The sequence below is a fragment of the Beijerinckia mobilis genome (assembly GCF_000745425.1).
GTDB classification, from domain to species: Bacteria; Pseudomonadota; Alphaproteobacteria; order Rhizobiales; family Beijerinckiaceae; genus Beijerinckia; species Beijerinckia mobilis.
Genome location: NZ_JQJH01000003.1, coordinates 1 through 14,249 on the forward strand (window position 1 = coordinate 1; position 14,249 = coordinate 14,249).

Annotated in this window: 5 protein-coding genes; all 5 read right to left on the reverse strand. The window is 60.9% G+C overall.

The window, feature by feature from the left end:
* A partial coding sequence (locus tag DL88_RS04075; RefSeq protein WP_034992387.1) for a transposase occupies window positions 1-257 on the reverse strand: 257 nt, incomplete at its 3' end.
* Between the two features lie 236 nt (window positions 258-493).
* Window positions 494-1,798, reverse strand: coding sequence for a glycosyltransferase family 4 protein (locus DL88_RS04080; protein WP_034992389.1), 1,305 nt, complete (start codon window positions 1,796-1,798; stop codon window positions 494-496).
* A 307-nt stretch (window positions 1,799-2,105) separates the two neighbouring features.
* A complete protein-coding gene (locus DL88_RS04085; protein WP_034992390.1) occupies window positions 2,106-9,566 on the reverse strand; it encodes a type I polyketide synthase in 7,461 nt (2,486 codons plus the stop codon).
* Between the two features lie 1,381 nt (window positions 9,567-10,947).
* Window positions 10,948-11,592 (reverse strand): glutathione S-transferase family protein, encoded by a 645-nt coding sequence (locus DL88_RS04100; RefSeq protein WP_034992928.1) that lies wholly within the window; start codon window positions 11,590-11,592, stop codon window positions 10,948-10,950.
* Window positions 11,593-11,984: 392 nt separating this feature from the next.
* Window positions 11,985-14,183, reverse strand: coding sequence for a P-loop NTPase fold protein (locus DL88_RS04105; protein ID WP_169741537.1), 2,199 nt, complete (start codon window positions 14,181-14,183; stop codon window positions 11,985-11,987).
* Between the last annotated feature and the right edge of the window lie 66 nt (window positions 14,184-14,249).

Consider the following 14,249-nt stretch of genomic DNA (forward strand, 5'->3'; position numbering starts at 1 on the left):
GCTTCGCGGGCAAGTGCCTCAAACATGGCATCGAGAACACCCATCTCGATCCAGCGATAATAGCGCCTCTTCACCGTCGCGTAGTCGCCAAGCCGCTCGGGAAGATCTCGCCAGCGCCCACCTGAGCGGGCCATCCAAAGCAACGCATTGAGGAACTTGCGGTTGTCCGTGCGAGGTCCGCGTTTGCCCTTACCCCCGCCTGGGACCAGTGGCCTCAGGCGCTCCCACTGGTCATCGCGCAGTTCATCACAGTCCATGGCTGATCTTTCAAAAATCAGCGTTGAATCTGATTTGCGCCTCTCTGGGAATCCCCAAAATATTAAATCGTCACTACCGCCTAGAGCATGTCCGGATGTTTCCGAACTGCTCCACTTGAAAATGCTCTCATCGCCCAGGCTCGTTTCCTCACGCCATTTGGCCTTAGGGAGCCTTGTTCCTGGGTCCGAACGGTGAAGGGGCGGTGGGGGGCAAGGACAATTGATCGGCCGACGCCCTAAAGATCGGCGAGGAAATCGTCGAGCGCGCGGAAATAGGACGTCCAGTTCCATGGTGGGGTCCGCTTTCCCGGGGTGGCAAGCTGCGGAACATGCCTTTGGTTCTCCGAGGCATTCAGGATTGCCTCCAGCCAGCGATCTCCCGCCAGTGGTGGCAGATAGGTGATTGCCTCGCTGCCGGTCTCACCACCAATTTCCCGAAAAACGGGAATATCTGAAGCGATGACCGGAACCCCTGCCGCCAGCGCCTCGGCGACAGGAAGGCCGTAGCCTTCCGCAAAAGACGGCATCAGCAGAGCCCTTGCTCCGTCGAGAAGACGTTTCAATGCCGGCGTCGAAAGCCCACTGGCCTCGATGACATGACCCTGCAGCAGGGGACAGCGTTCGAGAAGGTCCACGGCGTTTTCATTTTCCCATCCGCGATTGCCGATCAGGACGAGTTTCGGTGTGACAGGTCCAAGCTTTTCGGCAAGCTGACGCCAGAGATGGAGCAGCAGGAGATGGTTCTTGCGTGGCTCGATCGTGCCGCAGCAAATGAAATAGACCTCTTTCTCAAGCTCGAAAGGGACCGCTGCGCGCTCATGGAAAATCGGGGAGACCGGCAACGGCAGGGCAAGGATTGGTATGGTCGGGCGTCCGCGTTCCGCAAGGGCGCGCTGAAATCCTTCCTTGCAAACCTGACTCGATGTGATCACCGCATGGCCGTAATGGGCGACATTCGCGAGCCGAGCATGATAACGGGGCTCTTCCGCGGGTGGAAAGAATTCCGGCCGCTCGATCGGCAGAAGATCGTGAAGAAAAAACACGGCCTTGACATCCGGTCTCTGCTCCAGCCAGCGGAAATAGCGTGAGATCCACAAGGGGAACTGGCTGACGTTGAGGTAACAGGCATTTTCCGGCACGTGTCGGACGAGGGATTGTCCAGTTGGTGCGCCATGGGTGCGCATCCAGCGCCAGGTGCCGGCGGCCTGTCCGCTCCTGCGGCGCTCAATCCGCGCTCCCTGGCTCGCTATGCCCGACGGCCTTTCACCAAGAGCGGCGACGATTTTGCGATAGGCGGCATCCTCCTGTGGATCATCGGCCTCCCCCCAATGGACACCGATCCCCTCCACAGCCGCAAGCGATGCCGTGCGCGAAAAGAGCCGAGGCCCCAGGAGTGTCGTCATCACGCCGGCATTGCCGTCGTTTCCGGCTGCGAGAAAATGGTTGGCATAAGCGAAGTCAACGCGATCAATGCCGTTGGGCGTCTTGTTCAGCATGCGCGTGACGAGACGGGTGATGTCGTAGACAAAGGAAGCGGCCATCGGGGCAAGGTCCAGTTAATGCCAAATCTCGATGAGCGTGATTGCCTGAAAGTCGGACTTCGAGATTTGGCCCCCGCGATCGCGGGGCGGCGGTTTCCCGTCGGGACCTTATTGCTCCCGGCAGATCAGGACTAATAAGGCTTAGTACACCGCGATTCCAAAGGAATAAGGTGACACGCTCTTGCAAGTCATTGAAACTGAATGATTTACAAGAAAGGAACCTGGAATTCATGTGGAATTCGGGTCTATTAAAAAGGGCGTGACCGACCTTGGCCGATCACGCCCCGCTTTCCGGTAGAAAAGAGGCTTACTGAAGGAGGTTTTTAATTCCTTCGCTATTCTCGTGCACCCGGTCCTTGATGGAGGACAAGGTTTCCTGATCCATGCTGGTGCCGAGATGCCGCTCGGCGAGGCCTTTGGCTGTCGAATCATGCTCGGAGACGGAATCTGTCACGAGGCCGATGACATGATCGGCGAGTTCGATAACCGTGAGGCCGCTCGCCGAATGGGTCAGAGGCGCATCGAGGCCGAAGCGTTCTTCCAGAGCAAGGGCGAGCTCCACCGCCATGAGGGAATCGAGGCCGATTTCCGCAAGCGGCTTGTTGCGGCCGACATCGGTCGGCGGCAGGCGCAGCACGCGGGCGATTTCCTTGACGATCTCATCCGCGACGGTTTTCTGGACTTCCTCAATCGTCCCCTGGGCGAGAAGTTCGCGCAGGTCGAGGCTGTTGCGTTCGGACGCTTCCTGCTCGTTGCTCTGCGGCAGCCGGGAATAGGTCGGCGACCTCAGAATGGACAGATGTTCACGCGCGCTGGCCCAATCCATGGGCGAGACGGCGATCACTGCCTCGGCAGGATAATGTTCCATCATCATCTGCATCAGATCGAGGCCATCGCGGGCCTTGAGACCCTTGACACCCGCGCGCTTGGCGAGGCTTTCACGTACCGCCTTGCTGTTGACGAGCACACCCACATCCTCGATCGCGCCCCATGCGACCGCCAGGCCCGGCAGCCCGGCCCGGCGGCGGCGGCGCGCCATGCCTTCGAGAAAGGCATTGGCGGCGACATAAGCAGCCTGTCCGGGATTGCCGATGACCGTCGTCGCCGAGGAGAACAGGATGAAATAATCAAGTTTCAGCTTGCGCGTTGCCTGATCGAGCAGTTCGGCGCCGGTAATCTTGGGACGCAGCACGCGCTCCATGCGGTCGCGGTCGAGATTGTGGATGACCGCGTCATCGAGCACCATGGCTTCGTGGAAAACACCGGCTAGCGCCGGCAGATCCTTGCCGAAACGGCCGAACAATTTCTTGACGCCGTCATGATCGGTGATGTCGAGCGCCTCGACATGCACAATGGCGCCTTTTTCCTGCAGGGCCGCGATCGCGGTCTGGGTTTCCGGTTTGGTGGCGCCGCTGCGGCCCATGAGCACGAGATGGCGCGCGCCCTTGTCGACGAGCCAGCGCGCCGTCTCTAGACCGAAGCCGCCGAGACCACCCGTCACGAGATGGATTTTCTCGGACGAAATCTCCAGCGTGGCTCTGGCCGCAGCGGACGCGTCGGGAGCGGCGGGCGGGGTGACCACTAGCTTACCGATATGGCCGGACTGCTGCATTAGCCGGAAGGCGTCGATGACTTCCGCTGACGGGAAAGCCCGGTAGGGCAGCGGCGTCAGGATCTGTTTTTCGAACAGCTCCATGACTTTCTGGAACAGGCGCCGGCCAGCGCTCTTGTCGCTGATGATCAGCTGATCGAGGTCGACACCGAAATAGGTCAGATTGGCACGGAACGGCCGCAGACCAATATGCGTATTGGCGACATAATCGCGCTTGCCGAGTTCGACGAAACGGCCGAACGGCCGCAGGACGCCGATCGAACGTTCCATCGGCTCGCCGGAAAGGCTGTTCAGCACGACATGGACACCCTTGCCGCCGGTAATGCGGCGGATGTCGTCGAACATGGCGCCCGAACGGGAATCGAGCACATGGTCCGCGCCAAGCAGACGCAGCAGGGTCCGCTTCTCCGCCGAGCCAGCCGTGGCGATGACGCGGGCACCGCGCCATTGGGCAAGCTGGAGCGCCGCGAGACCGACGCCGCCGGCACCGCCATGGATCAGCACCCATTCCTTGGCCTTCAGGGCCGCGCAATTGATGAGGCCGTAATAGGCGGTCATGAAGGCGACCGGAATGGTCGCGCCCGCTTCGGCGCTGAGGCCATCGGGACGCTTGATGACCACGGCCGCCGGCAGCGTCACATGCGTGGCGAAGCCATTCTTGGCGCAGGCGATGACGGGATCACCGGGTTCGAGACCCTTGACCGCGGAGCCAACGCGAATAACATGTCCCGCGCATTCGAGGCCGAGCGTCGGGCCGGCGAAACCATTCTCCAGAATATCCTCGGGCAGAATGCCGAGGCCCCACATGACGTCGCGGAAATTGAGGCCTGTCGCCTCGACCGCGACCTCGACTTCGTCGGGCTCCGGGGCGCGCCGCTCGACAGCGTTCCAGTGGAGCCGGTCCATGCCGGTGCCCGCGCCGCGTTCGAGGCGCAGGGCTTCAGCCGCCTGAATCTTCTCCGGATCCGGACGTTCGAACCGCAGCACTTCCGTCTCGTGGGCGCCGAGGATGATTTCCGTTTCATCGGTTTGCGAGCAGACGAGATCGCGCAGCCGTTCGCCGATCATTTCCGGTTTCAGCGCATCGGAAATGTCGATGCGGCGAATGTCGAGATTTTGATATTCATTGGCGAGCGTGCGGGAAAACGCCCACAGGCCAGCGGCCTTGTCGCAGATTTGAACCTGGTCGGGATCGGTCGCGCCAGCGACGACGAGCCAGATCTTGATCTTCTGGCCTTCGCAGAGTTCGGCGCATTCGCGCAGCGCGAGGCAGGTTTCGGTCAAGGTCCGCACGGAAGGCTGAGGATCCTCGAACCCGCCGCTGAGATAGATGACTTCCGTAGCATCACGCAATTGAGCTGCGTCAAGTTCATGGCGATGCGCCAGAGTCACATGCATGCCCGAAGCAGCAAGCAGGGTGCCGAGTGCCGAAGCGATCGCTCCACCGCGCAGATCCTCGTTGCTGACGACGAGAATATTGCCCGTGTGCTGCGGGGGACGCCGTGCCTCGCCGATGAGACGGCCGGCCAGCAGCAGATCGGTGCCGGCGGCAGTCGTGATCTGGTCGACATAGGTGTCGGAGAGGCCGGCCATGGCCATGTGGTGCTGCAAGGTAGCCGGGCCGGCGATCATGCCGATGGTTTCACCATTGGCAGATTGGTGGAACCAGCGCGGATTGAGGCCGAAAACCGTATCGCGGAAGAGCGAAGGCAGCGGTTCCACCGCACAGAAGAGGGCGTCCCGCGCGAGGAAGCCTTGCAGCTTCGACCAATGTGCCGGTTCAGGCAACAGCCGGTAGAGGGCATCGGCAGCAATGACGAGATCGAACGTCTGGGACCCGAGTTCGTCGAGCGTCTCGGCGAAGCCGATTTCCTGGGTTTCCGGGAAGGACAGCCGAGCCCGCTCAAGGCGCCGGCGTTCCGGCTCGTAAATCACCAATTGCGCGGCATGGTCCCGGGCGAGCGCGGCAGCGCGTGGCGACAGCGGACCATAGCCGATTTGCAGGATGCGCAGAGCGCGATCGCGCGGCCAGCTCTCTGCATGGACTTTCAGGAGATCGTCGACGCAGGCAGCAGCGCTGGTTGCAGCGATACCGCCGAGTTCGAACCCGTCGAGGACAGGCGTGGCGATCGGCTTTGCATAGGCTTCGGAGGTGAAATTCGCGTCTGCTTGCAGATTGTCGATTGCGCCGGTGGCGCTGGCGATGAGCAGCAGTTCTGCCGAATGGTCGGGATAATCAGCCGCGAGGGCTTGCAGAATCTCCTGCGGCTTCGGCAGGGCGACATCCTCGGCGAGTTTCCACATCTCGCCTTGTTGCGTCACGAGGCCGGAATGGCCGACCGCGCCCAGAAGGTGATCAAACCAAGTGCGCGCATAGGCGGGTAGTTTACCGTCCCGCTGCAGGGCTTTAGGATCAATGGTGTCATTTTCCGCGAGCTTTTGCAGCAGCTCGAAAATCGCCGCCGTCGCCCAGCCGTCCAGCAGGAAGGATGCGGATTCATCCTCTTCCTCCACCTTGGGCCGTAACCCATGAGCGTGTGCGAGCAGCTTGTCGAGATCAAGCGTGGCGGTGGAGAGCCGCGACGCCGTGGGTTCGGTCGCGAGCACATTGGCCTGGAACAGGACCTGTTCGGCCGGATCCATCAGGCGTGCGGTTGGCAGCGCCTGGTAACGCACGCGCCGCAGCGTCGCGATGACTTCATGCGCATCGTCGAAGAGAATATAATCGGCGACGATCGTGCGTTCGTTGCACAAAAGGATATCGAGCCGCGCGCCGGCGATGGTCGCGCCGGGACGGATGAGATTCACCTCGCCGAAACGGACGGGCACGAAGGCCGTGCCCCGGCGGCCCTGCAGGAGATCCTGGAAGATCAGGATCAGACCATGGAAGCAGGAATCGAGGCGGGCCGGATCGAGCCCATAAGGCGATTCCTGTTCCGCCGGGCGGAGATTGACGAGGATGGTCGTCTCGCCGCAGCGCAAAGCTTCCGAAACATTGCGGAAGCTCGGGCCGAATTGCAGGCCGGCTTCCAGCGCGATGGCATAGAGCGCATCATGACCGATCGTCGTCTCCGCCTTGGCCGGCAGGACGAGTTCGGGCACGGCAATATGCGTGTCGTGGATGATGCGGGCGCTGGCATGAACCTGCCATGGCGTGTGGCCGAGGCGTGGGCGGCTGGCGATTTCCACGAGACCGATGCTCGGGGTCACCGTGCAGAGGATTTCGCGGGAGCTGTCGCGGCTGATGTGCAGCGGCTGATAGATGTCGAGATCGCTGATGCGCGCGGCTTCAGTGCCGAGCCATTCGCGCGCGACCGCAAGCGCCATTTCCACGAAGCCGGAGCCGGGTACGAGCACCTGCCCATCGATCTGGTGATCGGCGATGTCCGGCACGAGCGAAAGGTCGATGACGCAATGCCATTCGAGCTTTTCAGGGATCTGGCGGGCGCCGATCAGCGGATGCCAGGGAGCCGGGCGCAGAAGGCCGCTCGATTCAATGCTTTCGCCGAGACGATAGGTCTGTTGCTGCCACGGATAGGGTACGAGCGGAAGGCGCGGATTGGGCTCGTTCGGGAAAGTTCGCTCCAGATCGACCTTGGCACCGGCCGCCAGGGCGGCGGCGAAGACGCGGCGGATCGGATCGTGATCCTTGTCCTTCTTGTCGAGGACGCTGAGGCCGAGGATCGGCTGGGTCGTCGAATCGTCGAGGGATTTGAGATGCGGCAGCAACACCGGATGTGGGCCGATCTCGACGAAAATGCGGGCACCGAGCCGGAGGGCCTCGCGCACGCTATGGGCGAAGAGAACTGGCTCACGCACGTTGCGCCACCAATAATGGCCGTCGAGTTCGAGGCCGGAAATTTCGCAGCCAGTCACAGTGGACACGAAGGGAAGCTGCGCTTCCTGCGGCTTGATGTCGGCGAGATCATGCAGGAGGGCTTCGCGCACCGGTTCCATCAACTGGCTGTGGAACGGATAGGCGAGATCCAGAGCATGTACCTTCGCCTTGAATTTGCGGGCGATTTCGGAGAGCTGCTTGATCGAAGCGGCATCGCCCGAGACGGTGAAGGCTTTCGGATTGTTATGAGCGGCAATCGACAGGCCGGGCAGAGCCTCGATGATCTGCTCCACTGTAGACAGTGAGCCGACGATCACTGCCATCGTGCCGTGGTCGCGCGTCAGTTCCTGATGCAGGCTGCGGAACTGGATGACCCGCACCGCGGTCTCGAGGTCGAGAATGCCGGCGGCTTCGGCGGCGGCGACTTCGCCGACGCTATGGCCGAGAACGAAGGAGGGGGAAAGCCCTTCGACGCGCAAGGAATGGGTCAGTGCCGATTGAAGCGCGAAGATCAACGGCTGGGCGATGCTTGTGAGCTTGAGCTTCTCTTCGAGATCCCCGGCATGGAGCATCTCGGTGAGTGACCAGCCGGAGAGCGCCCGGAACAAAGCGTCAATGCGATCGAAATGCTCCCGGAAAGCCGGATTCTTTTCATAGGCGAGAACGCCCATACCCGCCCACTGGCCGCCATTTCCGGAATAGGCGAAAGCGACGGGCACTTCGCGGTCGAGCGCCGTGCCGAGGCTGAAACCGGCGCCTTTGGCGGGAGCATCGGTTTTGTCCTTGACCTCTTCGAGGACGGCGACGAGATTCTCCTGGCTTTCATAGGGAACGACGAGCCGTTCGGACAGAAGATCGCGGCGACGGCCGAGGGCCGACAGCAGTGCGGCGCGGTCCTTGTCGCTGGAAAGCTTGGCAATCCGGCCTGCGTAGGATGCTGCGAGCGAGGCGAGAGCCCCGCGGCTGTGTGCCGAAAGAACGAGATAGCCGGGTGCCGAGGTATCGTCGCCCTGCGGAGCTTCCGTCGCGGAAACCGGCGCGGCATCGGCGAGAATGACATGGGCATTGGTGCCGCCGAAGCCGAAAGAATTGACGCCGGCGAGGCGCTTGTCCCGTTTGGCGAGCGGCGTCGCCTTGTTGCAGACACGCAGATTCAGCGTCTCGAAATCGATATCCGGGTTCAGTGTCTCGCAATGCAGCGACGCCGGGAGAAGATCGTGTTCGAGCGCCAGCATGGCCTTCAGCACGCCGGCGAGACCGGAGGCCGGTTCGGTATGGCCGATGTTGGTTTTGATCGATCCGACCAGCAGGGGTTCGGAACGCTGCTGGCCGAGAATGGTGCCGACCGCCTTGGCCTCGATCGGATCGCCCACTCGGGTACCGGTGCCATGCGCTTCGACGAAAGCGAGCCGCGTCGGATCGATGCCGAGATCACCATAGAGCCCTTCGAGCAGGGCAGACTGATGAACCGGGGAAGGCAGCGAAATGCCGGTCGTGCGACCGTCGGAGTTGATCCTTGTGCCGGCGATGAGGCTGTAAATGTGCTGCGAGGCAGAGGAAGCCGCCTTCTGCGAGCGCAGCACCAGGACGACGCCGCCCTCGGCGCGGACATAGCCATCGGCGGTAGCGGAAAAGGCCTGGCACAGGCCGGTGCGCGACAGCATCGAGGCCTGGGAAAAGCCGATGAAGCCGAAGGGGCTCGCGAGAATATTGACGCCGCCGACAATGGCTGTGTCGATACGTCCGCTTTGCAAGGCCTCGACGGCCTCGTTCAGGGCGACGAGGGCGGACGAACAGGCCGTATCGATCGTGAAGCTCGGCCCGTGCAGATCGAAGATGTAGGAAATTCTGTTAGACAGAATCGACAGCGCATTGCCGGTGGCGAAATAGGCGTCGCCGGATGCCATATCGAGCAGGCGCAGATTGCCGTAATCGAGCGCCGAGGCGCCGATATAGACGCCCGTGGAAGAGCCGGCGAGTTCGGAGGGTTTGAGCCCCGCATCTTCGAGCGCTTCCCAGGTCAGTTCCAGGAGCAGGCGCTGCTGCGGATCCATCTGTTCGGCTTCGCGCGGGGAAAGGCCGAAGGCGCCGGGATCAAAGCCCCAGATATCATCGAGCACACCAGCCGCCCAGGTATAGGCGCGGCCGCGCTCGTTGCCGCGCGGATGACCGAACCGTTCGAGTGACCAGCGGTCGGCGGGGATTTTGCTGACGGCGCAGCGTTCATCGAGCAGCAGGCGCCACAAATCAGCGACCGAGGAAGCTCCGGGCAGGCGGCAGGCACGGCCGACGATCGCTACGTCGGAGTCTTCATTCATCCACGATGGTTTCGGTCGATATTGGTTCATGGATTCCGGCAGTTGCACTGAGAAAAATCGATTTGGAATGAGCTGTCGTGGTCCAAGCCTTGGCACTTGGCGCCGGACAGTTCGCTTAAACAGAACCTGTTACGGGGCAGGATTCGATCTGCTCCGGTTCGATGGTTCAGGTGGCGGCGTTTCGAGACGCGGCGTTCCAGAGAGCGGCGACAATACAGCGATCGCCGCCGCTGGCAAGGCAAAGAACATGGTTTCCTTCAGCAAAGGCGTGATCCAGCCTCTTCCCTGAGGGTGTCTTGCTCCGCCGAAGGCGAAGAATCGCCTCCGCTGATGCAGGAGGTGAAGGCGAAAGATCTGATCACGAAAGACATGGCAGAAGGGAAATCGAAGGATTTGGTCGAATCGGCCATGACTTTTCTCCAGAAAACGAGAAGCGGACGCTTGGAACGACCACGCCTGTCGAAGAAACTCTAGGGTGAGTCCGAATCTGAATATCGTGATGAATCAGTCGTTGTTCTTGGACCTGATCCGAGCTTCCTCGAACCGGCATGCTCTATCCCAAGGTCCGGGATCTGCTGGCCGACAGCTTCAAGGCACATACTTCCAGGGCAGACATTCTAGGGCATGCAATCAAGAGACCGTTACACAGGTCGCTTGGTATTGCGCACCGAGGACCCTTCAGCATGCAGGCTTAAACCCATAACACGCTTCATGTTCACGTCAAATCGGCCATCTGCTATTTAGAAGACTCTTTCGCCGAGGGCCATAATACGATTGGCGCCACAAGTTCAATTATCCAAGGTGGTTCGTTACTCTGTGTGAACTCGCCTTCCCGGTCAGTGAAACTTGAGACCGGTCTAAGAACTGTTACGAGAAACGATTTGAGCCGGCGAAAAGGCTGTTTTTAAGGGAAAATCCGCTCCGGAGCACCTGGCCCTAAAAGCTCCTCCGGACATCTGACATTGTCGTATTCGTCACGGCCAGAGCTTTTCGGATATTTCCAGAAACGCTCCACTCAAAAACAGAGCATTTTCAGGGCTGTGAAATCGCGAAGCGATTCGAAAAAATTGAAAATACTCGCATTTTTCATTGCGGCGCTGCGGACGCCGCAGCAAGTGCTACTGGCGAGAAGCGGAGCCGGACCAAAGCTTTGATGGATTAGCCCTGGTCCTGCTCCAAAGTCGCATCGAGCATGACCTATACCGAAAGTGCATGGGTCACGAATGGTCGTGATCCATAGCATTGGGCGGAAAGCCTCCACCCCATAGTCACGGGGCGAAAAGGCGATGCATCACGCTTATCGCCTTTTGTATCAACATTCTAGAAATGCGCCTGAATTCTAAAGGAGTCCTTAACCGCAAACTGGTGAAGGCGGCTGAATTCATCCCGCCTTCTGCTGTCCGAGTGTGTTCAGATTATAGCCTTCCTCGCGCAGCACACCCTGGACGGCGCGGCGGCCGAGCATACGCTTGTAATGGGCAAGGAGGTTCGGCGGCAGGGTGATGCCGACTTTGTCAGCCCAGAATTCGACATAGAAGAGCACGGGGTCCGCGATAGAATAAGTGCCGACGAGATAATCCTTTCCGGCGATCTGCGCATCGAGAATGCGAAAGCATTTCTCGACGAGTTCACGGCCGAAGGCGCGGACGTTGTCATGATCGGCTTCGTTTTTGGTGAAGGTCGTCGTCGCGAAAATCCGGGCGAATCCCTGTCCGTGAATGGTGCCGACGATAAAGGCCATGGCCTCGATCACCCGCGTCTCGGCATCGATATCGTCCGGAATGAGCTTAGCGCGCGGATGCGAGCGTCCGAGCCACCAGGCGATGGCCTGGACCTCGGTAAGGGAGCTGCCGTCCTTGCGCACGAGAGTCGGAATCGTCGATTTCGGATTGATCGCCAGATAATCGGGCTTGAATTGATCGCCACCGGGCAGATTGACGATATAGGCCTCGAACACTTCCTCGAGTTCCTCGAGGATGATGTGGATGCCGGTCGAGCAGGAACCGGGTGTCATGTAGAATTTCATCGGCATCGCAAAATCCGCGCAAGAGCATCAAACCGGTCGGAAGCCTCTTAAAATCCGGGTGGATATGATGCGGGGTGAAATCGGCGGTTAGCCGCGTCCTTTAGCCTGTTCCGCTCGCGTTAGAGCATTTTCCGATACCATTGGATCCTTTAGTGATTCCAATATATTGAAAATGCTATAAATTTTTGAGCAGAGCGTTTCTGGAGATGTCCGCAACGCTCTAGCATGTCCGGGCTGTGCCGTCGATCTTTGCGAAATGCCAATCAAGACCTGGACCATCAGGGTCGCGCGTCGATCCATGAATCCGTCAACAGGGATCGCCCCGCGACCTTCGATCCGCGCGGAAAAATTTCCGCACGCTAGCATCTTTTGGGAGCGGCAATGGCTGGAATTCAGAGGCCGTGGAGCGAGAAGAGACGGGTGATTGCGTAAAGGCCTCGCGCTTTCCCGAGACCAAGTGCGATGCCTTCCGTTGCAAGCGAAGCGAGTGCTTGCGCCAATCGCGGGCTTGGCTGTGGCAGTTGCAGGGGGGCTGTCTCTGCCTCGCCACTGGCCGGCTCGGTGTCCAGAGCGCGGGCGAGGCAGGAGCGTTCCTCCGCCGTGCCGCCCGTTTCCACCGCCAGCAGCAGGGCTAGAAGCGCGTTTCCTGCATCCCCGTCGCTGCCCTCCGCCATACCGTGACGCAAGAGCCGGTAGAGATTGACGAAACGCTTGACCGCCCGGGGAGAACTGCCGGCAAGCGGAGCAAGCGCGGCAATCCAACGGACTTCGTGATCGGTGAAAGGCGTTTCGAGCACGCAATGGGACGGATCAAGGGGGAGGGGCACCGCATCGAGGGCCGGTGCCGTTTCGGAGGCGCGGCCGACGAGCTTGTGGATGTAATGGGTATAGTCGAGAGAGGAGGCGGCTCCCGGCTGGAAGGGAATCTGAACCAGACGGTCCAGCATGTCGTCCTTCTCCGCTCCGAAAATAGCCGGATCGAAAGCGACGACGAGCAGAAAATGGGGGGAAAGGAAACGATGCAGCAAGGCGAGGCTGGCCCTCGCCTCGGCCGGCGGCAGGGCGTCGAAATGATCGATGAAGAGCAGAATGCGTTCGGGTGCGCCGGGGGGCGGCAGTGGTGTCGCGCGTCCGTCGAGAATACGGCTGATGGCGCTGAAAAAGGCGCTGGTCCGTGCCCCGCTTTGCGTGGCCTGATCATCGATGAATGCCTGTGTCGCGGTGTCGAAATGATCAGTGCCGCGCAGGCCTGCGCGCTTTTCGGTCTCGTTGACGCGGCGGCTGAGCGTTTCCACCTCATTGGCGAGCCGATCGACCTGCAAGGTCTGATGCGCGAGAAATTGCTCGATATCCTGACGCCGTTCGCGGAGATCCTGTTCCAGAAGGCGGCGGCCGTGGCCGACGAGCGTCAGATAGCGCCAGCCATGCCAGATATTGAGAAGGATGAAGAGGCCGGCGCCCGCAAGGCTGATTTTCTGCGCGAGGCCAAACCAGGACATATGATCCACAAGCCAGGCGGCAATGCCGGCCGTTCCCTGCTCGGCGCGCAGGCCGCCGAGCCAGAAGCCCTGCCGATCGATCGCGGCGCCGATACCCCAGCTCAGGAGAAGCAAGACGGCGGCCCAACCAAGACGGCCAGATTGGCCAGGCTGTGACCAGAAAGCATGCAGAACAGAATTGAATTGTGAGCCTATGCCATTGGCGTCGGCTGCCTCGCGTACCATATCCTTGTAAGCGCGCAGCAGATCTCCGTTGACGCCAAAACGCGAGAGGCTTCGTTCGATGCTGCCGCGCCGTCTGCGAATATAATTTTCGAGCAGAGAGCCGGGCGTATCGTAAAGAACCGTCTCGGTCAGTCTCGCGCGGCGACTATCGGCTTCTTCCAGCGTCCGCCGTTCGTTTTCGAGATGTTTGCGCGCGACCGCCAATTGGTCGCTTGCTTCGCGCAGGGCGGCGCGTGGATCGCGCGTGGCTAGCAGTGCCTCGCCGGCCAGCGCCGGACAGGCGCGCGTCAGTGCCTCATGCAGAGCGTTGGCGATGCTGCTGGCGGTATCGCGACTGAAATGGCTCGCATCGACCTTGATGGCCAGAACATTTTTGGTGAAGGGCGTGTGTGCGGCGGTACCGGCGGCACGGGCGAGTGCCGCGATCTGATCGATAAGCCGGCCGAGCGCGAAGCTCTTGCCGCTACCGGATGGGCCGAGCAGGCCGATCGTGAGGGGAGTCTGCGTCTGCTTATGCAGGGCGAGCTGCGCAAGCTTGCGTAGGGAGGGATCGAGGTCCCGCACGTCGCCGCCCTGCGCGATATCGGCGAGAATGGCATGGGTAATCGCCGCATGCGAAAGCGGTTGCTCTTTGGCCGGCGCGGCTGGTGTCTGCCGGGGAATCGTGGCAACCGGGCCGGTGGCTGGCCCGAGGATCGGTTCTGCCGTGGGCGTGAGTGTAGCACCAGAAGCGGTGCTGCGTGGATTGCCCTGTTCCGGCGAACCGCCGGGTGTCGCCGAGCCAGACGGTTGCCGGAAAGCGGGTGGTTCCGGCTCACGCAGAAGGCGCTCGGACAGTCGATGCTCTGGCAAGCTACGATCAGGCAAGATGTCAACCTTTCGAGGAAGAGCAGCGCGGCTGCGGGACAATCAGTGTGTTGAAAATTCTAAATG

Bases quoted from the DNA above. Each gene is read 5' to 3' on its own strand.
- DL88_RS04085 (WP_034992390.1), bottom strand. From the start codon at position 9,566: ATGAATGAAGACTCCGACGTAGCGATCGTCGGCCGTGCCTGCCGCCTG.
- DL88_RS04080 (WP_034992389.1), bottom strand. From the start codon at position 1,798: ATGGCCGCTTCCTTTGTCTACGACATCACCCGTCTCGTCACGCGCATG.
- DL88_RS04100 (WP_034992928.1), bottom strand. From the start codon at position 11,592: ATGAAATTCTACATGACACCCGGTTCCTGCTCGACCGGCATCCACATC.